Origin of the sequence: Sphingobacterium sp. Lzh-3, from assembly GCF_046764375.1 — a bacterium.
Taxonomy (GTDB): Bacteria; Bacteroidota; Bacteroidia; order Sphingobacteriales; family Sphingobacteriaceae; genus Sphingobacterium.
Window position 1 is genome coordinate 1,427,095 of sequence record NZ_CP177226.1, and the last position, 21,272, is coordinate 1,448,366.

A 21,272-nucleotide genomic window follows, 5' to 3' on the forward strand; every position below is an offset into this window, starting at 1 on the left:
TTAAATGACTAACGAGTCTAAATGGTTTATTTTAACGGTTTGATGACCACCTGATCGACCATTTTTCCTTGCTGATCGATAATTTTAAACGTCCCTTTTTCATCGTTTAAATCTACGCGTAGTATATTATTGTTGGAGTTTACAATAATTGGAAATTGTATCGTATTTGTCGCATTTTGGATGATGTGTTTATGTAAATGACCTGATAGCATGATCTGTGTTCCTGCTTTGTTAAGGATAGGAACAAATTTCTCCAGAATCTCTTGTTCCCCATGCCAGCCACCAAACGGGGGCATATGACAGATTACGATCTTATATTTGGCATCTTTAAATGACGGGTCTTCAACAGCTTGAGCTAACCAGGCCGCTTGTTCGTTTCTATAATTATCCATATCCACAATACCACTATATTCAATGTCGGTATCGGGTTTATCTTCACCGCAATCTAATACAATGAAGCCCGTATCTCCATGTCTAAACTGATAATATAATTTACCCGTTGGCGTTGGGAAATATTTGGGATACTCAATGGCAAAGGGACCTCGTGTTTCGTGATTTCCTCTTGAATAAAACATTGGCTTTTCACTGGCGAATCTTTTAATAGCTGTATCCATAAACCCCTCATACATCTGTGCTTCAGTTAGTAGGTTATTTACCATGTCACCATTAAAGACCACAAAATCACTTGTCTTTAGATCGCCAACATCTAACAGCTTGTCGAGAATCTCGTTGCGTTCATGAATATCATTGAGAACTGTGAAATGGGTAGAAGTGGCCTTGCCAAAGGTTTGGAAAAATAGGGGGGCTTTTTGATAGACATCAGTGGCCACTACCTTTCCATAATGTACATTGACACCAACATGTTTGAGGACTTCCTGGCTATATACTCGATACCGGTAACGTGTGCCGGGTTTTAAGTTGGTCAATGTTACTTGATGCAGCATCCCCACTTTTTTAAAACCATAGGCAGCCGCATAATATTTTGGTCTTTCCTTAAAGTAAAAGTGACTGGAGTCATCTGGAGCCAGCTCAACCCAGCCAGTAGCTGGCTTGTCTGTTGTCCAAATTATAGAAACAGATTGCTCTGTCAAACCTTGAATGAAAGGTAAGTGATTTATTTTGATCGCCTCTTGACCAATTGCGATAAAGCAATTGAAGAACAACAATAGGATGATACATTTTAGTTTCGTCATTTTAGTGCCAGGGTCTATAATTGATGTTCCTCCGTAAATGATTTTTTTTCAATTTAAAGATATAAAAATGTGTGAAAAGGCTATCAATCATAATGTAACACTCTTGTTAAACTAAAAGGAGGCAAAATAACCGTCACCTTGGTCGAAACACTACGTATTATTGAAGAGGTCGTGGTACTCGCTTATCAAAGTACTTACTGCACAAAAGTTATTACAGAGATATCAAATATTTAGGGTAAAGAGTTAAAAAATCTTCCAGCTGTTGATACTGAAAATGCAATTGTTTCATATGTTTAGTTTAATGCCACGTCGTGAGACGTGGCGTTTATGTTTATTTGATGCTACTTTCGAAATGATAAGTACCCGAACCTACATCGTGGCTAGAATCAGCGAGCATAATTGTTGCTCGTGTATTGGCGGGGATAGTCACATCTAGTTTCAATAGATTATTCTCCAACACCCAGGCCGATTTTACCGTACCATATGCCGTTTCAAGTTCTGCAGCTGCTTGTGTTAGTTTGCCGCCCGGTTTTGGAGCAATCACGATAGATTTATAACCCGGAGCATCTGTTGCTGAGTTAATTCCAGCTATTGTTCGATACATCCAGTCACCAATGGCGCCATAGGCGTAATGGTTGTAGGAATTCATGTCTGGCGTTTGAAAAGATCCATCCGGTTTAATACCATCCCATCGTTCCCAGATGGTGGTAGCGCCCATTTTCACGGGGTAGAGCCACGAGGGATAACTCTCTTGCATCAATAGGTCGTATGCAACATCATTGTGCCCAAATCGAGTCAAGACATGGCATATATAAGGGGTGCCCAAGAAACCTGTAGTGAGGTGGTTACCATAATCGCGGATGTTGGCAACAAGGCGGTCGGCACAAGCAGATCGTAGCTCTTCAGGCAACATGTCAAATTGCAGTGCCAGTACATATGCAGTCTGTGTACCAGATACGAGGCGACCTGTTGGAGTCATATACTCCTTTACAAAGGCTGCTTTGATGTTAGAAAGTAATGCCGTGTATTTGGCGATGTCTTCCTTTTTGCCTAAGACCTCCGCTGCGTTAATCAGTAGTTGTGTCGAATGAGCATAAAAAGTCTGTGCGATTAGATATTTATCGGTTACAGCGGCTCTTCCATCATTATCATCATTCGGACGGTAAAAAAGCCAGTCACCAAAATGAAAACCTGAATTCCAGAGATTATTTTTCGCAACAGAAGTAATATAGCCCACCCATTTTTGCATACTTTCGTATTGTGTTTCCAATATTCTGCGATCTCCATAAGCGCGGTACATATCCCAAGGAATAATTGTGGCTACATCGGCCCAACCAGCTGACGCACCATCATTGACACCGAGTACATTTGGTACGACATGTGGAATGAGTCCGCTGGGTTGTTGGTCAGTTTTGACATCCTTTAGCCATTTCGTAAAGAATCCTGCTACATCCATGTTGTAAGCCGCGGTGTTCGCGAAAGCTTGTGCATCGCCTGTCCAACCTAAGCGTTCGTCGCGTTGTGGACAGTCGGTAGGTACATCTACGAAATTTCCTTTTTGTCCCCATTGAATATTGTGCTGCAATTGATTGATTAGGGGATTGGAAGTCGTAAATATACCCGTTGTCGCCATATCAGAATAGAGAGCCACGGCCGTTAGATCATCGGGTTTTAATTCTCCGGGATAACCCTCAACTTTTACATACCTAAAACCCTGAAACGTAAAATGCGGTTCAAAGACTTGTTCGGCCCCGCCTTTTAAAATATAGCTGTCCTGAGCCTTAGCGGATCGTAGATTTGTTGTATAAAAATTACCTTCTTTAGTAAGTACTTCAGCATGACTTAGTGTAATCTTTGTTCCAGTGGGGCCCTGTGCCTTCAACATCACCCATCCCACCAAATTTTGTCCAAAATCTACCACAGTTTCCCCTTTTGGGGTTTTAAAAATTCTGAGCGCTTTAAACTGCTCATGTTTCCTAACAGGAGGGCCACTCATCGCGATAAGCTTTTCCGTTCCTTTGTTCATTATATTTACTTTCTTCCAATTGCTATCTTCTTTAAAATCAATATTATCCCATCCGGTGATCTCCATTCTGGCGTCGTAAATCTCTCCATCATAGATATCAGACGCCATAATTGGCCCATAAGTATACTTCCAGTGCTCATCCGTATTTATTGTTTCCTTTGTACCGTCGGTATATTCGACCTCAAGTTGTAAAAGCAGTCCCCGTGTATCGCCATAGAAATTATGCTGGTTTCCAAATCCAATACGGCCTTTATACCAGCCATTGCCAAGACTTGCGCCCAGTACATTCGAACCGACCCTAAGCAATGCTGTAACATCGTAAACTTGGTATTGCAACTGGTTCTTGTAGCTGGTCCATCCCGGAGCAAAATATGTGTCACTTATACGAGCGCCATTAAGCTTGGCTTCGTATAGGCCTTTTGCCGTAATATAGGCCATCGCTGATTTTATCTTTTTTTTCAGGCTGAATTCTTTTCTGAAAAGTGGATTGCGGGCTGAAGTGTCCTTTCCTGAGACAGTGATCCATTGTGCAGACCAATCAGAGGGTGAGATTCCCATTTGAAAGAATCCAATTGTGGACCAGGCAGATGTATTGCCATGATTGTCTTTTACCCGGACTTGCCAAAAATATTTTTTCTTTGACTGAAGGGGAGATCCCGCGTAGTCAATTAACACAGATTGGTCTGTAGAAGCTCGATGTTTCCAAACGAGATCTTTATCCTTATTTAAGGAAATTTGATTTGTCCCCACCCGGACTTCATATTCCGCCTGTTGTGTGTTTTTCTCGGTTGAGGTTATTTTCCAGCTCAATCTCGGAATCTCGGTTTCAATGGCCAATGGATTGCTCAGATGCTCTACCTTTAGGTCGATTACCGCTAATTTTTGAGCGAAAGTGGAGAGATTAAGTACGATCAGAAATCCTAATATTCCTAATTTTTGAAGCATAGTCTTCATCGATGGTTTTATATTTGATTAGTAATCTGTTGTTTGGAGTATAAAAGTATTATAACTATTATCGGCAATAAATTTTATATAAGCGTCATGTACTATCCTGATACTAAAGAAAAACTTGTCTTATGCTAAGATCGATTGGAAAAACTATCTATAAATTCGTTAATAATAACGGAAAATCAAGGCCGCGTTTAATATTCAAAAAATAAAAATTGACAATGGGAAATTATAGTCAAAGTATCCAGTTGGGGGTAACAAAGGACCGGGTCTTTAAAGCACTAACCGATGAAATACCATTTTGGTGGACAACCATGTTTGAGGGCTCTTCCAATAAGAAGGACGATAGATTTACAATTCGCTTTGGCGATCTTATTTACAAAGTGATGCAAGTGAAAGAGTTAAATGAAAATACAAAAGTTGTTTGGCATGTCGAAGATTCATTGATAGCCCTTCCCGAATTGAAAAATCAAAAAGAATGGATTGGCACAACGATCGTTTGGGACATCACTGAAAAAGAAAACGGAATTGTGTTGCAACTTGAACATATTGGCTTATCCCCTGAAATCGAATGTTATGCTATTTGTACAGATGGATGGCGACAATTTGTGAAAAGTTTAGAAGCATATATTGAAACAGGTAAAGGACAGCCTTTTTCGAATTGATCCTTGCTAGCAAATATAGTTTCTGTTAAGGTATTACTCTATTCGTAGTGGGCTGGATGTGACAACCAGGTTTCCGGAATGGATTTTTTACCATAATAAATATATAACTGTGAGCCTGCCCCTGGGGGCTCCAGTATCTGTTTCTCCTTCGAGATTAATGATCCCTAAATCATTACCGCTATAATTTTTCTTTCTCCAAAGATACCATAGGCTTGATTTGAAGCTGTCTATCACATATCCATTGGATCCCTGCTCATCTTTAGTTTTACGCCTGATGTCGTGTCGAATGACACGGTCGAAATAAAACCGCCTCACTGTGGAAAAATTGATTGGATCTGAATTCAATAGAACTAGAATAGCTATAATTTCTGGTAGAAGCTTTGTTAATTGTTTGATTAATTTATGAAAACAACAATTAAATTAATAATCTGATTAATGAAATATTTAAAATTATTTACGATATTTGAGTGAATTATAAAACTGCAAGAAAATAAAAATTAACATGCTTTCTGAACGACTGCTGGCCTATAAGACCTGTATCGATTTGTAAGATAAGTATTTCTAGAATTGAATAAAAACAATGGAATATTTTCGCCAACTTGGACACCATTCTAATGAAATCGTAAAATTCGCTGCCGCTAGCGGGATATTTTCCCTACTTTTAAAGTGTGGTAAAGTAATTCATTTTACACCGCAAGATCCAGAACATTTTAGATCATGGTTAATCGAAAAGAATATCGAAGATATTAAAAGTGGCAGACAGCAACAAGAATTTTCGGGAACTAACATATAACACTTTGAAAAGTAGGTAACATTTCGAAAAAAAGTAAAATCTGTGTTTTTTATAAAATACGTCAATTTGTACGATCAGATGAAAAAGACATTATCTCTATTGGTACTGCTAATTTGCATCGTTCTTAATAGCTTTGCCCAGGACAGTTCCATGTTGTGGAAAATTTCTGGTAATGGGCTGAAACAAGATTCTTATTTGTTCGGTACAATTCATATGTTGTGCCCAGATGATTTTGTAATCAAGCAAAAGAATTTAGATGCGCTTAATGCTAGTAAAAAGGTAGTATTTGAGGTCGATCTTTCTAAACCCGAAAATGCAAAATCTCTACAGGCATTTATGGTTTCGGATCCGAATTTTATAAAGTCATTTTCTGAGGACGATATCAAAAAGATGGACAGCGTGTTGATGGCACAGCAACTTTCAATCAAATTGTTGGATTATGTATCACCTGTTGCGGTTATCTCCTTGTTTTCGATGAAAGGATTTAATTGCCCGGATCCGACAAAGATGAAGTCTTATGAGGTTGAGCTCTCAGCACTTGCGACCAGCCAAGGAAAGGCAATAGGAGAGTTGGAGACACCTGATTTTCAATTTAATTTGCTGAAGGATCTCATTACACCCAAATTGTTCATGGAATCTGTTTTTCAGTTGGACGAATACCCTGCATTGACCGTCAAGATGGTTCAAGCTTATAAATCAGAGAATTTGGAAGAGTTGACAAAATTGCTCCAAGATCCAGTCTGGATGACGAAAGAACAAAAAGAAAAATTGTTAATTGGGAGGAATTTGAATTGGAGTAACCTGATACCTCCTATGATCAATGAAGAATCCTGTTTTATTGCCGTTGGCGCAGGGCATTTGGCCGGTGATCAGGGGCTGATTACCTTACTCCGAGAAAAGGGATTCAAAATGGAGGCTATAAAATAAATCTTATCTTAGTGGTTATTTAAAACTAAGAAAAAAATGGCATCCGAGCACAACAAAACAGTAGAGATATTGAAAACAGGTGGCAAGACATATTTGATTTTTGGAGTAAGTAGGGGATTAGGCAGAGCTATAGCGTTGAATTTGCCAAATGAGAACGATCTAATATTTGGTATTTCCAGGAATGAGCCAGATTATTTAAGAGCCAATTCAGAGATCCGATGGATTGCTACCGACCTATCCCAACCGAAAGAATCTTCGGAAACGATAAAAGCGATAATAGGAAATCAGCGGATTGATTATTTTATCTATAATGTTGGGATATGGGAAAAAGATGCATTTACGGAAGCGTATAATTTTGCAGATAGCAGCGCCTCCGAAATAATAAACTTAATCAATACGAATATTACGTCTTGCATTTTAAATGTACAGTCGGTAATAGATAATTTAAGACAATCGTCCAACGCTAAGATTATATTGATTGGTTCTACTTGGGGTTTAGATAACCACAGTGGAAAAGAAGTTGCATTCTCTGCGACAAAGTTTGCATTACGTGGTGTTGTCCATTCCTTACGAGAAAACCTTAGAAAAGATAAAATAGGTGTTTCCATATTAAATTTGGGCTATTTAGCGACAGAATTTGATCATAGTGAAACAATAGAAAACGTTATTGTACAAACACAAGGTAATCTTATTCCCCTGCAAGATGTAATCCAGGCATTACGATTTATTATCTCTACTTCGGCGGCAAGTTGTGTAAAGGAAATTAATATGCCGGCAATGTGTGATATTAATCTATAACATTGCTTTTGATCCGCACTTCTTGCCGTTATAAATTTTTTGACATCGCGATAAATTTGCATTTGGTCAACGTATACATGCACTATATCAAAAAGATTGGTGCTTGAGCCGTCCAAAAGCTTCCTTTGTTGAAAAAACATGAGGAAACAAGTATTAGGTGCAGTTATACTCAGCGGTTTTACTACGCTGGCTGCACATGCTCAAAATGCAGTATCGGGACAGGTTGCTGTGGATTATGTCCCACTATCAAATTATATTCGCCCTGAAGATAGTGTTAAGACAGGTTCAAAGAGCGATTTTAGGCGGATACAGTTTAACCTGGAAGTTCCACTATCCACCAAAATAGACTCTTCTGGCAATATAAAACGCTGGTCCTGGAAGATAGGGGCAGCTTATGCAAAGATGGAAAATAGAGGGTATGAAGAACCCTTATTCCCGACTGAAATGCTCAATGCAGAAATGGGACTTCAATACCTGACCTCATTAAGGAAAAATTGGTCTCTATTGACTTTCGCCTCCGTTGGGATTTATTCAGACCTCGTTAAAGTAAATGGTAAGGATGTACTGGGGCAGGGGGGAGTGCTTTTTATCAAAAAATTTAGACCGAATTTAGCTTTTGGTTTTGGCCCTGTGTTGAGCAATAGTTTTGGCGTGCCAATGATCTTACCTGGCTTGTATTTTGACTGGAAAACAAATGGAAAAGTGAAGTTCAATGTGAATTTCCCACAGGGTCTTTCCGCATCCTATCACCTCAATGAAATGGTTGATCTTCGTGCTGTCGTTAATCTAGATGGTATGACTGCAGAGCGAGAAAAAAATGGGAAATCTACTTTGGCCGGTTTTATGTTATTGACAGCTGGGCTTCAGCCTCAGTTCAATTTGGGCAAGAGCCTGAAGCTCCAGCTGACCGGCGGAAGCACACTTGCTAGATTGTATGTAGAAAATGATAGGTCGCTGAAAAGTTTATTCAAGAACAAAAGTCAGGCGGACCCCCGGTTTTCTCCAACCTTCTATACTTCCGTAGCACTTAAATGGAATATGCCTTAATCATCTGCTGAGGAGCTTCTTAAAAACAACATTTTGGAGAAGCTCCTCTCTTTTTGTACGCGATATCGGTAATTCTTGTTCCTGTATATATACTCTCCCTCCAGTAATAATATCAATGTGGTTTACATTGACTAGGTAGGATTTGTGAATACGAAAAAAATGGTTGCCGGGTAATGCCTCTTCCAAAGCTAACATGGTTTGATGGATTGTAATTGTACGTTCTTTAAAGTGAAGTTTTGTATAATTTTGCATACTTTCCGCGTACAGAATATCTGTCCAGGAGATTTTAACAAAAGCATCCCCCTGTCTTACAAATAACATATTGTCATTCGGACTACTTTCCTGTAAGGGTTTGTTCCGCTGTACAAAAAGCTGATAAGCTTTGGTGCTGGCCTGATAGAAACGCTGGAAAATTATAGGTTTGAGCAGGTAATCAACAGCTTGAAGTCTGAATCCTTCCAACGCATATTCTGAATAAGCTGTGATGAAGATACATAAAGGCGGGTTTTCAAGGGAGTCTAAAAAGTCTATACCATTGAGATAGGGCATATTAATATCTAAAAAAATAAGATCTATATCGCCCTGCTGTAACCTCGAAGTTGCAGCTAGTGCTGAAGGAAATGTTTCCACTAAATCCAAAAAATCGATCTGCTCGGTCATTTCGGCAATATGTTGGCGCAGCATAGGTTCATCGTCTACGATGATACATTTCATTTTAATTTCTTCCATTGTCAATAGTTAGCTGTTAAGATCGATGGTCAGTTGTATAGTAAAACTGTCGTCAAGTTTATGGATTGTTAACGAATAGTTGTTTTCATATTGCAGTTCCAGTCTTTTTTTTACATTTTCCAGCCCTATGCCCGAGTGTCCTGTCGAAGCTAATTGCGGATAGTCCTGATAACTATTACTGATGTTGAATTGAAGTTTTCCTTTTTCCTCAGCACAGGATAGCGCTATGCTCCCTTTTTGATTTGGAAGGCGGTTTACGTGTTTAAATGCGTTTTCGACAAAACAGATAAGCATCAATGGTGCAATATATAAATCCTTTGAAGATTGATTCCATGAACAGCTTACATCCAGTTCGTTACCCCACCGCATTTTTTCTATGGCTATAAAATCCTGTAAATATTGCAGTTCGCGTGTTAAAAGTACGAGCGGTTGGTTGCACTCATAGAGCTGATACCTCAGAATGTCAGAAAATTTCAGAAGCAAATAATCGGCCATTTCCACATTCTTTTTCATGAGGATGTGAATATGGTTCAAGACATTAAACATAAAATGAGGATTGACCTGATCCTGTAAAAATTTTACCTGACTTTCAAGAAAATTCTGCTGCAATTGACCATGGATACGTTGAATATCTGCATGTTCCTGATAAAATCTAATTCCGCAGGCCGTACCATTGATCAGTAGGGAAGATGGAATTGCTTGATAGAAATGAGTGAGTATTAGCTCTGTCCGTTCATGGTTAGCTATTCCTTCTTTGGTGAGAATGAAATAGAAATCTATACTTCCAATTAAAATAGCTAAAATAACTACAAAAAGCACTGCTTTTAGTACAAAAGGTTTCATTTGTTGAGCCTTGATCGCTCGCGGTAGAACCCGGTCGCTCAGCCACTGCGATACAATAATCGAAGAAGCCATGATTAGCGAGGTGTGCAGTAAAGCCTGGAGCGAATCGAACTCGCCTTTTATTTGAATCCATACAGCAAACCCAAGAACGAACCAAAAAGAAATGAGAAAAAGATGTTTATTTAAATAGTTTTTTTTGAACATATGACGATTTAAAAAAAATACCTTTGGAGCCTGATTCCTAGGTAGCTCCAAAGGTAAAACTTATTCATTGTTTTAGAAGATAAAGTAACCCAATCCAATAGAAAATGCCTGTGGTTTGGATTTAAAAGATTTATTAAGGTCAGAAAAACCGCGTTCATAACGAACATCGAGTGTAAATCGCTGAATATCGACTCCCAGACCGCCGGTAACTTGTAAGTTTGATTTGTCAAAATGTTTGATTCCTTGTTGTATTGCTTTGAGAGGTGGCAAATTGTCGTTTAACGTATAGCTGTAAATTGCACCAGCTAATACTCGGAAATTGATGTCCTGATTTTGGTAGATTTTGTAGCCTGCAACAACGGGGATATCAATCGCATTCCATTTGAGTTTGCTTTCGGTTTGCCCTTGCGGTTTAAGTGCTGCTTTACGTTTATTGAAAAGAGCTTCACCCTGGATATAGGCTCTTCCAAGATTAACTCTTGCCATACCCCCTACGTGTAACCCTATGGCATATTTGTCATCTAAATCTGCTAATTCGGTATTGAGTTTGTTGAGACTACTTCCCCCTTTAATACCCAATTGAATGAAAGGTTGCTCCTGAGCAAACAGTGTTTTGCTAAACATCATGGCAAATAATACGATGCATGATAAAATTGCGTTTTTATTCATTTTATATTGTTTTAATTTGTCCAAAAGAACAAAGGATCAATTCCTTGGCAAAAAGAGTTTGACGAACGGCATTTTTGTAGTGACGAAGGTTAATATAGGGATGATTAATCTGTCAAGATTTCTATTTGTTTGTCAAGATTTCTGGCTTAAGCGTATTTTTTTCAGGATTGATGGGAAAAGGTCTATTGTTTTTTTTAACTTACAAGATAGATTTTGTTTGGTCAATTGTGTTGTACAAATAATCGATTTCATGAAAAATCCATTGAAGCGAACGTTTTCCTTTTCCTATCTGGTATGGCCGTTTTGTCTGCTTATACTAACATCCTGTTCTAAAGAGGGACTTAATTCACAAGGAGGTCTAATAGATCCCGGTTTTAAAGCTGTCAACTTACAAACCGGAATCAAGGAAAATGTAATTCCGATCAAAGCGGATTTATGGTATGTGTCCTATGTAAAAGATGCCCTTACAGGAGAAATATTGAAAGATTCTACTGGGAAAAAGCTCAAGTTGGAGCGTACGGGCTCGATTGGGGTTGACGGCGGGTGGCTACAGTTGGAAAAAACAATTAATAATGAGCTTAAATTGACCTTATTGGAAAATTTTAGTGATCAGCCCAGGAATTTTGCCATTGGCATATTGTCAGCGGATAAAATGGATGAAGTGAATTTCATTCAAACTAGGGCTGATGGATATGAGTTGGTCAAAAAAGAAATCAAAGAAGTGAAAGAAAGCCGGAAAATCTTTGTCAGTACCGAAGGGTGTACTGCGATGACACTGGTAAATAGCTCAAATCGGGAGCGAAATGTCGATATCACTGCCATTTTTAAGGACGTAAAGTATAGTTCCGAATTCATAAGTGACAGCTACGGCGCTTTTGACTGGCTCAATAAAACAGACTCAACGATCTTCATGGATGAATTAATGGTAAATGGTGGAGTTCGCTGGCAAGGTAAAGTTCCTTACAGCAAAGGCAAAACTTTTGAAAATTATATTAAATCTGGAGATAAACAAGAATTGCTGCTCAAACCCAATGCCCGGATAACTGCGAGAGGTGAATTCAAATACCTCGAAAGAACTTGCAATTATATCTTCACGATCAAGAATAAAACATCTGGACACGAATTCCAAGTGAAGGGTATCTGGAAGCAAAAGGTTCCGCTGACCCCACGGACTATTTTGGAATAAGATTGTTTATGAGGTTTTAAGCATAACAACAATATAATGACCTTTTTGTAATTCTCAGTAAATATAAAAGCCACATCAGGCGATGTGGCTTTTTTTGTGTTCTGCTTAATGGCTATACAATGTCTTATTTGACTTGTGTAATTGTTCCGTTAGTTACGCTTCCCCAATTTGTAAGACTTCCATAAACAATTAATTTAGACTTACTGTTGGCGAATTCTACCTTTCCGCTACCATTAATAGTCAAGTTACCGTATACGACAACTTCACCGTCAATAATCATCCTACCATTGATAAATGAAGTGGATTTGGATCCGACAGTTCCCTGAGAAAGTGAGCCTGTTACGCTCAATATGCCACTTCCGTTTACGGTAAAGGTTCCACCAATAACACCTGAGCCCACCAAATTCATTGTTGAATTGACGTTAATGTTTTGCTTCAAAGCGATTGAACCATACATATTGAATACACCGCTGTTGATGTTAACGGAATTTCCATTGATATTAAGTGTGCCACACCAGTTAAAATTCCGGTTGATATTAACGTTTGAAGCAAATGTTTTTGTATCCGAGTAGCTCGCTTCATTATTGACATTCAGGTCTGCTTGTGTATTACCTGTAAAAGCTGGATAAGTACCATTACAGCTTGGAGTTGTTGGTTTCAGATCGATGAGTTTAAGAATTTTTAAGCCACCTTTTCCCGTTGCCACAAAAACATAGTTATCTCTACTGATCACAAAATTACTTGAACTGTTGTCAATGGCATTGAAGCTTGCACTACCGATATAGTTAAAGTTATTTTGTGTATCAAATTGATAGGCTGCGATACCAGCACCACCGTTGGCAACAAATACACGTTTGTCGTTTGTGGATACAGCATTGGTCACAATATCTTCCGGATCCATGTTGCTGTCATCAGGACTTACTGGAATACTAATGCGTTTATCCAGAGCTCCTGTATTTATATTATAAATACCCAAGCCCTGAGCGCCTTCAGAAGCTAAAAGATAATTGCTGTAAAAATCGATAGTACGTTTTGCCGAACTTGGATTTTGACTCACATTGATTGTTTTAACTGATTCAAAATTATTGGATACAACTTTTATCCCCTGTGTTCCTGAAAGTACATACACTTGATTTTGGTATGTTCTTACACATAGAAGATCCGGGATAGTTACCGATTTTTCGATAGCGCCCGAAGATTTATTGATTTTAGAAATAGCGCCCGCATTACCTGAAACAGCATACTGGCTTTCGTTGTTAAAAGTAACATCTGTTGCCACATAACTTGGTAGCCCTGTATAACGATAAGCATCGGTAGGTAGTCCATTCTGAAGCGGTAGAACAATAAGAACTGCAGGGGAGGTCATTTTTGCCAATGCACCTTCATCTGCTGCTCCAGCTAAGAGTAGACTATTGCCATCAACTGCCAAGGAGCTAATGTCGATGTTCGGCAATTTAGCATTTACGATAAGACGTGGGTTATTAATATCTGAAATGTCGATGACATCGACACCACCAAGATAGCGATCGCCTTCGGTATTGTAACTTACATAAGCGTAGTTGCCCGAAACAGCAACATGGGTTGCACGAAGTTTATTGCCTTCATAATCCGGAGGCGCTACTTGTGCGACCAATGCTAATGAAAAGTCTGGGTTTTGAGTGGCAGTGACTGTCGAACCATTGGCTGCTCGCTTACCGGATGCTAAAAGATTAGATAACGGCAATAAACCAGCATTTTGATGATCTAAACGTGCATTCAGTTGGCTCGCATTATTGTCGATAACAACAGACTGATTATTTTTAGGGTCATCAATGGTATCATTATTTTTGTTACAGCTAATAATAGTGGTCAAACTCAATGCTAAAAGTGGTAGGTAAAATTTCTGTTTCATAATATTATATATCTATCGCAAAAGTAAACCAAAAATCTTGTAGTTAAGTTTTGTTGCGGTTAATTTTTATAAAGCTGTAGTTGTTTTACTACTACATTTTATGTTGTATAAACTTCGGCTGAACACAAATTTTCCCATTGCATGTTCAACTAAGTTTAGCATCTGTAACGCTCGCAACAGCTCCCTTTCAGCTGTGTAATGGGGTGCTTAAGAAATGTGGTTTTCTCTTCGACTAGATTATGAAATGAAATTGATAATTTTGAAAATAGTTAAACCATTCAAAAGCCTGTAAATTATTTGTATGCAAAGAATAATATGTTTTACCGTTGGATGCCTACTTTTCAGTGCTATTTATCTGCAAGGTTTCATAAATAGTGGAGGTACCATAGAACAGCGGGGAAAAGAATCCTCGGTCCCGATACCATCTAATTTTGATTCACTGGAGTATTATTCTATGGATATTGATTTATTTAAAATAGGTGAATTGGAGGACAAAAAGAATAAATCTGAGAAGGAGCGTCTTTTGTTATCAGTATTAGAAGATGATAAGTTGGATCTTTCCCTTTTATCTCATTTGAAGAATATAGGCTATGTTAGGAGCTCACTGGATCAATCTCTCTATCGTGCTGTCGACTCACTATTTTTCTTAAAAACAAGAACAGATCATCTCGACACCTCTTGTATTTATGAATTTCGAGATATCCTTGTGTTCTATAAAAATAAGCAATGCATTGGGATCGCTAAGATCTGTTTTGATTGTAAGGCTATGGTTTCATGGAGCGACAAACCAAATTTTGGAGGTTTCGGTGATTGGGAAGATTACGATAAATTGCATCTTTTACTCAGGAGAAAATAAAATTTCACCTTTCGAATTCCTTTATTTTCAGATTGTTCTAAGGTGTTGGACCAAAATACCTAGTACAAATTATCGCTGAGTCAGCGGGCTGTTATTAATAGCGACAGTTGGAAAGTGTCAGTTGGGGGCTATCTTGTGAAATGTAGCTTTTTGTGTTGAATTAATTTTTAAGATAACGTTTTTTGTATATTTTTAACAGCTCATAAAAAAACTGAATGTTAAATTCTGTGTTCTTATGTTCTGCTTGAACGATATTAAGGAATAAGCAGTAAGCGGACATTCAATTGATCTATAATAAAAACAGCATTATCTAAACATTAGCTCTATACAAACTTTGCCGATATCTTATATACTAAAACTATTTAAAATGAAACAATGCATAAAAATCGCACTGATCGGACTATTCTTGACATTATCTATAAGCTCCTGTAGCGAAAGACTAAGTGGAAAGGACGAGTCGTCTTTTGACAGTTCCCGTAAAAAGGTAGAAGCGAAGCTGAATGACAAAGAAAAAGCGAACTTGGAAAAGGCCTTGCGAGTGGCACTATCCGAAGCGATGTGGCTCAAAATGAACGAACCTCAAAAATATAATGAGGAATCAATAAATCGTATTTCGTTGGGTATGATCGATGGAAAATCTTATGGTGCAGTATTGGACCTGGCCGACGACATCCTTCAAAAACAACAGGAAAGGAAGATAGCTCATCTTCAAAATGAGATCGATAGTCTACAAAAACATAAAACTGAATTTGAACAGGTAAAGAAAGAGCTGGCTGTTTTTCAGTTGGAACCTATTGAACTTGGACTCGAAGATTTCTTTGGCGAACCTGTTCCCAGAATTATAGTGACTATGAAGTATATAGGTAAAAAGCCACTGAACGGAAGCCAGGGCTTTTCGTATGTGCTGAAAAAACGTTCTTCACAAACTATTATCAGCAATGAGCAGGCTGTTTTTGGCGAATCTGACAGTGTGCTCCAGCCAGGTGAGTCTCGTGTCAATACGATAGTCTTCAATCAGCAAAAAAAAGATTATCCTAAACTCTGGAGCTTTCCTCGCTATCCCGTCAAAGGAATCAATCTGACAGATTATGATCTGGAATTAGTTGTGACGACGCAATCGATCAAATCGAATGACCGGGAGACAGTTCTTCCTGAAGGTAGTATAGCATTGATTGATGAAAACTTAAAAAAATTAGAAAAGGAAATTACTGAACTAAAGAAAGAGAAAATTAGCCTTGACGATTTGGAATTGACGTAATTTTTGACTATTGTAGGTAAAGTCTTACTCTTTACTTCAGCGGACTCATTGTTGTTTTACCCTCCAAAGGGGAATGATGACTTGGGGAAAGACAGCTTAATTTATTACTCCGGAAAATTTTCCATCAGCGGTAATGAGTTGAAAATTATACAGCACAATAAAACGGAAATATTTAAGAGGATCCGATAGTATCGTTTGACTTATATTGTATTGGTAAGACCTGACAACCACGCGAATTGGAGATGAGAAGAAACAAGTAGGGCCCTGATATTAATATCAGGGCCCTACTTATTAGCACTTCTTTGAATGATTGTGAACAGCTTTGTCTGTCTATAATCTCGGCTAAAAAAGTGCAGTTACTTCTTGTCCCACCAGACTTTGGATAGGAACGAGTCACCATTTGTCATGCGTGCTGCAGCCTCTTTTAAATTTGCTGCGTTTAACTCAGTCTCTTCACTGGAATAAATAGCTCTACGCGGTATTTGTCCGTTGGTGGAGCCTGGGTTAGGACCGGGGGTTAATCGAGGATATCCTGTACGTCGCCATTCGGCAAAGGCTTCCATGTCCCGGCCAAATAGGTGAATCCATTTTTGTGTCGCTATTTTCTCCATTTTCTGTTCGTCAGTCAAGCCGCTTAGATTGAGCACTGGTTCGTATGCAGAGGGGATTGCTGTCATATTATATGGCGGAAGTGCCAGCGCAGCTTTGACCCCTTCTGTAAAGAACGTTTGGGCATTGGCAGGTGTAGCACCCCAGCCAAGAAGTGCAGCTTCAGCTTTGTAAAAACAGATATCCGAATACGTAAACGCATAGCTTGGGATCGGTGCAAATGAAAGGCTGAACCAAGTAGACTTATTCGCCGTTGAATAGTTGGCACGAATCAGTTGTGATAGCTGGTTATCGGTCAACGAAACCCCAATACCTTGATAGGTTGGAACTCCATTGCTAATGACCGGTTCGGCAAGTAAAGGAAGCCTTGGATCATTGTATTCTTTAAGCTTGTCAACCAGGGTATTAGCCAAATAACGTAGATCGGCACTTCCGGTAGTCATTTGACGTAAAATCGGGTTCTGGTTTTCAGCCTGAGCATCGTTGTAGGTCGGTACTGCGGCATTATCACTGTTGCTGGAGAACAGACCTATTGCAGAAGTCATGGCTTCGGTAACCGTTTTCTGGGCCAAAGAAGGATTGGCGTACCGCATGCGCATACCGAGCTTTAATTTGAGCGAATTGCCAAATTTTTTCCATTTATCGATACTGCCTTTGTAAAAGAAATCTGAAGAGCCGTAGGACAGGTCGCCGCTTGTAAGCTTTGCCATAGCTGCATCGACCTTTTGAACCAGTGCCGGATAGATCTCTTCTTGTTTGTCAAATTTTGGCGTACGGTTAATTTCCTTATTGGATTTTGTGATCTCAGAGTAGGGGATGTCACCAAACAAATCTGTAAGGCGCTGATAGAGGTACGCTTCATAAAGTTCGGCGATAGCCAGTTTACTTCTTCCTTCTGCATTGTCTTCCTTGCCGCTTAATTCCTGTTTGATCTGAACGATATTGCGGAGCAAGGTGTAGTGCTGCGACCAAATAAGATTTTCGGGTCCTTCAAAATATCGAGAAACAGGCACTACCGGTCCCCCGGCCCAATGTTGGATCCAAGAGCCAAACTTGTTGTTGGGTAGTTCCCCAGATTCCTGAAAAGTACCATCACGTAGAATGCGGGCTATAAGTAAGGAAGGGTCTACAGTGGTGACCGATGTCGGCGGTGTATTGATCCGTTCGAAATCTTTGGTACATGAACCTAATCCTGCCACAGAAATAAGTCCGACGATGAATGTATTTTTAAATAGTTTCTTTTTCATGATAAAGGGTTTACAGACCAACAGTGAGATTAATACCGAATGTGCGCATCATTGGAAGTGAAGTTGATTCAATACCAATCGAGCTATTGTTTACATTGAAAGCAGAAGCTTCTGGTGAAAATCCATCAGTTTTCCGTTGAAAATAAAATAGGTTACGTCCATAGACGCCCAATTTTAGGGAGTTAACAAGTTTATGTGGCATCAGCTTTTTAGGGAAAGAATAGGAGAGACTGATTTCGCGCATGGCAATATAACTCATATCATTGATCATTTCTTCGGATACCATGACTTCTTTGTCACTCGCTACCATGTTCCAGTAATCTTGTGCGGCAACCTGCTTGCTGTTTTTTGTTCCTGTACTTATCCAGTTCCCTGACCCATCTTTTTGTCCGACCATCCCTTCGGCAACGTAGGTGCCATCACGGCCTTCCAAGGTCTTTTTAGAAGTACCATAAATGATCTGTTCACGATTGGATTGGGAGAAGATCACGCCGCCCTGACGGATATCGACAAGTGCATAGAGGTTGAAACCTTTATATTTAAAGGTATTGGCAAAACCACCCAGCCAGTCGGGTTGCGCATTTCCAAGATCGGTTTCTACACGTCCTGCGGTACGTAAGGGGAGCCCAGTAGTCGGGTCGATCAACCTATTTCCCTGATCATCTTTGATCCATGCAAACTGAGTCCCAATGAGTTGGCCAAATGGTTTTCCGACCTCCGCAACCACATTTATCCCGCGGTCTGTAGCGAGTAAAAAGCTTTCTACACCGGGATAGAGTGATTCAACTTTATTTCTGTTGCGGTTGTAATTGAAGGTTGTATTCCATTCAAAACCCGATTCGCTTTTGATCGGTGTTGCTCCCAATACAAATTCAATACCTCTGTTGCTAATTTCTCCAGCGTTGATCCTGTTTTTTACATAGAGACTGGAAGGGGCGATTGGTACGTCCAAAATCTGATTCTTTGTCTTGGCCTGATAGTAGGTGAAGGAGAAAGAAAGTCTGTTTTTTAGGAATCTCAGATCTGCCCCAGCTTCGATCGACGTGGTTAACTCGTTTTTCAAATTCGGATCTGGAATAATTTCTGTATAGGAAGCCATCGGTACGCCACCATGGGTATACTGGTTGAGACTATATGCTCCTGTCAGCTGATATGGGTTTCCTGAACTACCGGCCTGGGCCCATGAAGCTCTGATTTTGGCGAAAGACAGTACGTCAGATTGCCATTTGAAAGCATCCGATAAGACCAAACTGGAACTTACACTCGGGTAGAAAAACGAATTGTTTTCCTTTGACAGGGTCGAAGACCAGTCGTTACGGGCAGAGAAATCAACAAACCAATAGTCTTTGTAACTGAACTGGCCCGATAGATAAGCCGAATTAATCTTGGACTCGATTAGGTCAAATATGTAACTATTTGTCGTGGTGTTATTGATTACAAAGAGATTCGGAACAATAAATTGATTACCTGAATTTCCTGTCATACGCAAATACCGGCTTTGATGGCTGGCTCCTAAGTTAGCACTGAGTTTAATGTAATCGGTCAATTTGAAGTTGGAGCTAGCGAGGACGTCAAAATTGTCTTCGCGGGCTCTGATGACCTCTTCGCGAATATCACCCTTTCGGTTCAAGCTTTGGTAGGTGTTTATTGGACGGTAACGAAACCGTTGATCGGTATAGAAGTCCGTACCCCCGGTCGCTGTGACCTTAAGCCAGGGAGCAAAGTCGTAACTCAGACGGAGTAACCCTATGATGCGGTCCCGACGATCTTCATTGTGGTTTTCATGAATGGTCCAAAAGGGGTTGGCTGTGGAACTATTGGTGGCATATGTTTTCTCCAATCCTTCCGTCAATCCCGAAAATCCAAGCTGTCTGCTTATCTCCTGCGCGGTCCATTTATACTGTGCCATGATGTCGTTGCCCAGGCTTCGCGGCTGGCTGATAAATAGGTAGGCAGGATTGTCTGCCGCATCGGCCAACGTAGGTCGGTTTTGTCCCTTTTGTGCAATATAGTTCGCCTTGATGTCGATATGAAATTTATCGGTTATTTTGGCTTGCGTGCGCAGACCGAAATTGTTTCTCTTCAGCGTATTGGTTGGGATATAACCCTTTACATCTGTATTGGCAAATGAAAAACGGTAGTTTACTCTGTCGGTTCCGCCATCGATACTAAGGTTGTTGACAAACTGTTTCTCCGTTTGAAAAAACGACGAGTAGGTATCTGGTTTTGGTGTTAACTGTAAGATGTTGCCATAAGCATCTTCATAAGTCTGGCCTTCCATTTTTGCACCCCAGCTTGCCCGTGTCGTACGGTCACGTCCGGCACTCATTTTAGGCATACCACTGTAACCATTTTTCAGCGCTTCACTCATGGAAACGATGGTGCCGTCATCTTTTCTGAAATGTGTAAATGTTCCGTTCAATCCTTGTCCATAGACATTTTGAAAATCTGGTAAGACCAGCCCGTTGCCCAATGAAAAATCTGTACCATAGCTAAAACGGGTCTTTCCAGCTTTACCAGCTTTAGTTGTGATCAAGATGACGCCGTTACTTCCTCTTTGTCCATAAAGTGCGGCTGCATTTGGGCCTTTTAATACCGACATCGTTTCGATGTCTTCGGGATTGATGTTTCCGATTCCGTCGCCATAATCGGTTCCCCCAGATTGGTTTGGAGATGAAATGTTTTGATTATCAATCGGTACTCCATCAACAACATAGAGCGGCTGGCTATTACCGATAAGTGAGTTGTTACCACGTATCACGACCTTGGATGAACCTCCGGCACCGGATGCAGCGCGGCTCACCTGCACGCCGGCAACTTTACCCGATAAGGCATTCGCCACATTGGTTTCCTTACCCTGCGTCAGTTCGTCGCCTTTGAGTTCAGCGACCGTATAACCGAGCGCTTTTTTTTCGCGTTTGATACCAAGCGCTGTAACGACGACCTCCTGTAGGTTTTGCGCACTCGATTCCAAACTGATATTGATCGCTAGCTTGTCTCTGTCGGTAATGGTGTAGTCCAATAGGTCTCTGCTTTTAAAACCGATAGACGATACGCTGATCTGGTAGCCCTGTCCAGCGGGAATCTGGTCGAGTGAAAAAGTTCCGTCAGGTCTGCTGGTTGTTGTTTTTTTCATTCCGCTCGTCGCATTACGTATGGTAACCGTCGCCGAGGGGATGGGCTTTCCTGTTTCATCTTTGATTACTCCGTTAATGGACGCATTTTGTTGGGCATTAGCAAGAAGATAGCTTGTTGACAAAAGCCCCATGAGGCCAAGACGCAGTGCCCAGTTTACGTCGGCTCGAATGTTGGATCTCAACAATAGCATAGTTAGGATACTATGCTTGGAAGGTAAATAATTGTGCATAATTTGTGGGTTATGT

General features: G+C 40.0%; 15 protein-coding genes. 7 read left to right on the forward strand and 8 right to left on the reverse strand.

The features are described from left to right. Nucleotides 1–26: 26 nt before the first annotated feature. Both ACLCDV_RS05805 and ACLCDV_RS05810 read right to left on the reverse strand, forming a co-directional pair. Nucleotides 27–1,193, reverse strand: coding sequence for a metallophosphoesterase (locus ACLCDV_RS05805; protein WP_411973114.1), 1,167 nt, complete (start codon nt 1,191–1,193; stop codon nt 27–29). Between the two features lie 331 nt (nt 1,194–1,524). Next, nucleotides 1,525–4,164 carry a family 78 glycoside hydrolase catalytic domain gene (locus ACLCDV_RS05810; RefSeq protein ID WP_411973115.1) on the reverse strand — a complete coding sequence of 880 codons (2,640 nt, stop codon included), beginning with the start codon at nt 4,162–4,164 and terminating at the stop codon, nt 1,525–1,527. Nucleotides 4,165–4,388: 224 nt separating this feature from the next. Between ACLCDV_RS05810 and ACLCDV_RS05815 the strand changes: the two genes are divergently transcribed. The 4 genes from ACLCDV_RS05815 to ACLCDV_RS05830 all read left to right on the forward strand — a co-directional run bounded on the left by ACLCDV_RS05815 (nt 4,389) and on the right by ACLCDV_RS05830 (nt 8,397). Beyond that, nucleotides 4,389–4,832, forward strand: coding sequence for an SRPBCC domain-containing protein (locus ACLCDV_RS05815; RefSeq protein ID WP_317668112.1), 444 nt, complete (start codon nt 4,389–4,391; stop codon nt 4,830–4,832). Between the two features lie 871 nt (nt 4,833–5,703). Beyond that, nucleotides 5,704–6,552: a TraB/GumN family protein gene (locus tag ACLCDV_RS05820; RefSeq protein WP_411973116.1), complete on the forward strand. Its 849-nt coding sequence runs from the start codon at nt 5,704–5,706 to the stop codon at nt 6,550–6,552. Between the two features lie 36 nt (nt 6,553–6,588). Then, nucleotides 6,589–7,350, forward strand: a complete 762-nt coding sequence (locus ACLCDV_RS05825; RefSeq protein ID WP_317668109.1) for an SDR family oxidoreductase — start codon at nt 6,589–6,591, stop codon at nt 7,348–7,350. A gap of 138 nt (nt 7,351–7,488) precedes the next feature. Then, nucleotides 7,489–8,397 (forward strand): DUF6268 family outer membrane beta-barrel protein, encoded by a 909-nt coding sequence (locus ACLCDV_RS05830; RefSeq protein ID WP_411973117.1) that lies wholly within the window; start codon nt 7,489–7,491, stop codon nt 8,395–8,397. Here ACLCDV_RS05830 and ACLCDV_RS05835 read toward each other — a convergent pair whose 3' ends face one another. The 3 genes from ACLCDV_RS05835 to ACLCDV_RS05845 all read right to left on the reverse strand — a co-directional run bounded on the left by ACLCDV_RS05835 (nt 8,398) and on the right by ACLCDV_RS05845 (nt 10,842). After that, complete coding sequence (locus tag ACLCDV_RS05835) at nt 8,398–9,126, reverse strand: LytR/AlgR family response regulator transcription factor (RefSeq protein WP_075991393.1); 729 nt, start codon at nt 9,124–9,126, stop codon at nt 8,398–8,400. It abuts the gene before it with no gap. A gap of 9 nt (nt 9,127–9,135) precedes the next feature. Further along, nucleotides 9,136–10,041 (reverse strand): sensor histidine kinase, encoded by a 906-nt coding sequence (locus ACLCDV_RS05840; RefSeq protein WP_172840653.1) that lies wholly within the window; start codon nt 10,039–10,041, stop codon nt 9,136–9,138. A 204-nt stretch (nt 10,042–10,245) separates the two neighbouring features. Beyond that, nucleotides 10,246–10,842, reverse strand: coding sequence for a porin family protein (locus tag ACLCDV_RS05845; protein ID WP_075991395.1), 597 nt, complete (start codon nt 10,840–10,842; stop codon nt 10,246–10,248). Nucleotides 10,843–11,092: 250 nt separating this feature from the next. Between ACLCDV_RS05845 and ACLCDV_RS05850 the strand changes: the two genes are divergently transcribed. Next, the gene (locus ACLCDV_RS05850) at nt 11,093–12,028 is read left to right on the forward strand and encodes a hypothetical protein (RefSeq protein WP_411973118.1); all 936 of its coding nucleotides are present in this window, start codon (nt 11,093–11,095) and stop codon (nt 12,026–12,028) included. A gap of 124 nt (nt 12,029–12,152) precedes the next feature. On the opposite strand, the gene ACLCDV_RS05855 is transcribed toward ACLCDV_RS05850, so the two are convergent. After that, nucleotides 12,153–13,919 (reverse strand): hypothetical protein, encoded by a 1,767-nt coding sequence (locus ACLCDV_RS05855; protein WP_411973119.1) that lies wholly within the window; start codon nt 13,917–13,919, stop codon nt 12,153–12,155. 301 nt (nt 13,920–14,220) lie between these two features. Between ACLCDV_RS05855 and ACLCDV_RS05860 the strand changes: the two genes are divergently transcribed. Together ACLCDV_RS05860 and ACLCDV_RS05865 are read left to right on the forward strand one after the other, a co-directional pair. Then, the gene (locus tag ACLCDV_RS05860) at nt 14,221–14,775 is read left to right on the forward strand and encodes a hypothetical protein (RefSeq protein ID WP_411973120.1); all 555 of its coding nucleotides are present in this window, start codon (nt 14,221–14,223) and stop codon (nt 14,773–14,775) included. Nucleotides 14,776–15,142: 367 nt separating this feature from the next. Continuing rightward, complete coding sequence (locus ACLCDV_RS05865) at nt 15,143–16,033, forward strand: DUF6694 family lipoprotein (protein ID WP_411973121.1); 891 nt, start codon at nt 15,143–15,145, stop codon at nt 16,031–16,033. Between the two features lie 356 nt (nt 16,034–16,389). Here the strand turns inward: ACLCDV_RS05865 and ACLCDV_RS05870 are convergent, their stop codons facing one another. Together ACLCDV_RS05870 and ACLCDV_RS05875 are read right to left on the reverse strand one after the other, a co-directional pair. Then, nucleotides 16,390–17,889 (reverse strand): SusD/RagB family nutrient-binding outer membrane lipoprotein, encoded by a 1,500-nt coding sequence (locus ACLCDV_RS05870; protein WP_317668097.1) that lies wholly within the window; start codon nt 17,887–17,889, stop codon nt 16,390–16,392. Between the two features lie 10 nt (nt 17,890–17,899). Further along, entirely contained in the window at nt 17,900–21,256 is a 3,357-nt protein-coding gene (locus ACLCDV_RS05875; protein ID WP_411973122.1) for a SusC/RagA family TonB-linked outer membrane protein, read from the reverse strand. Nucleotides 21,257–21,272 lie beyond the last annotated feature (16 nt).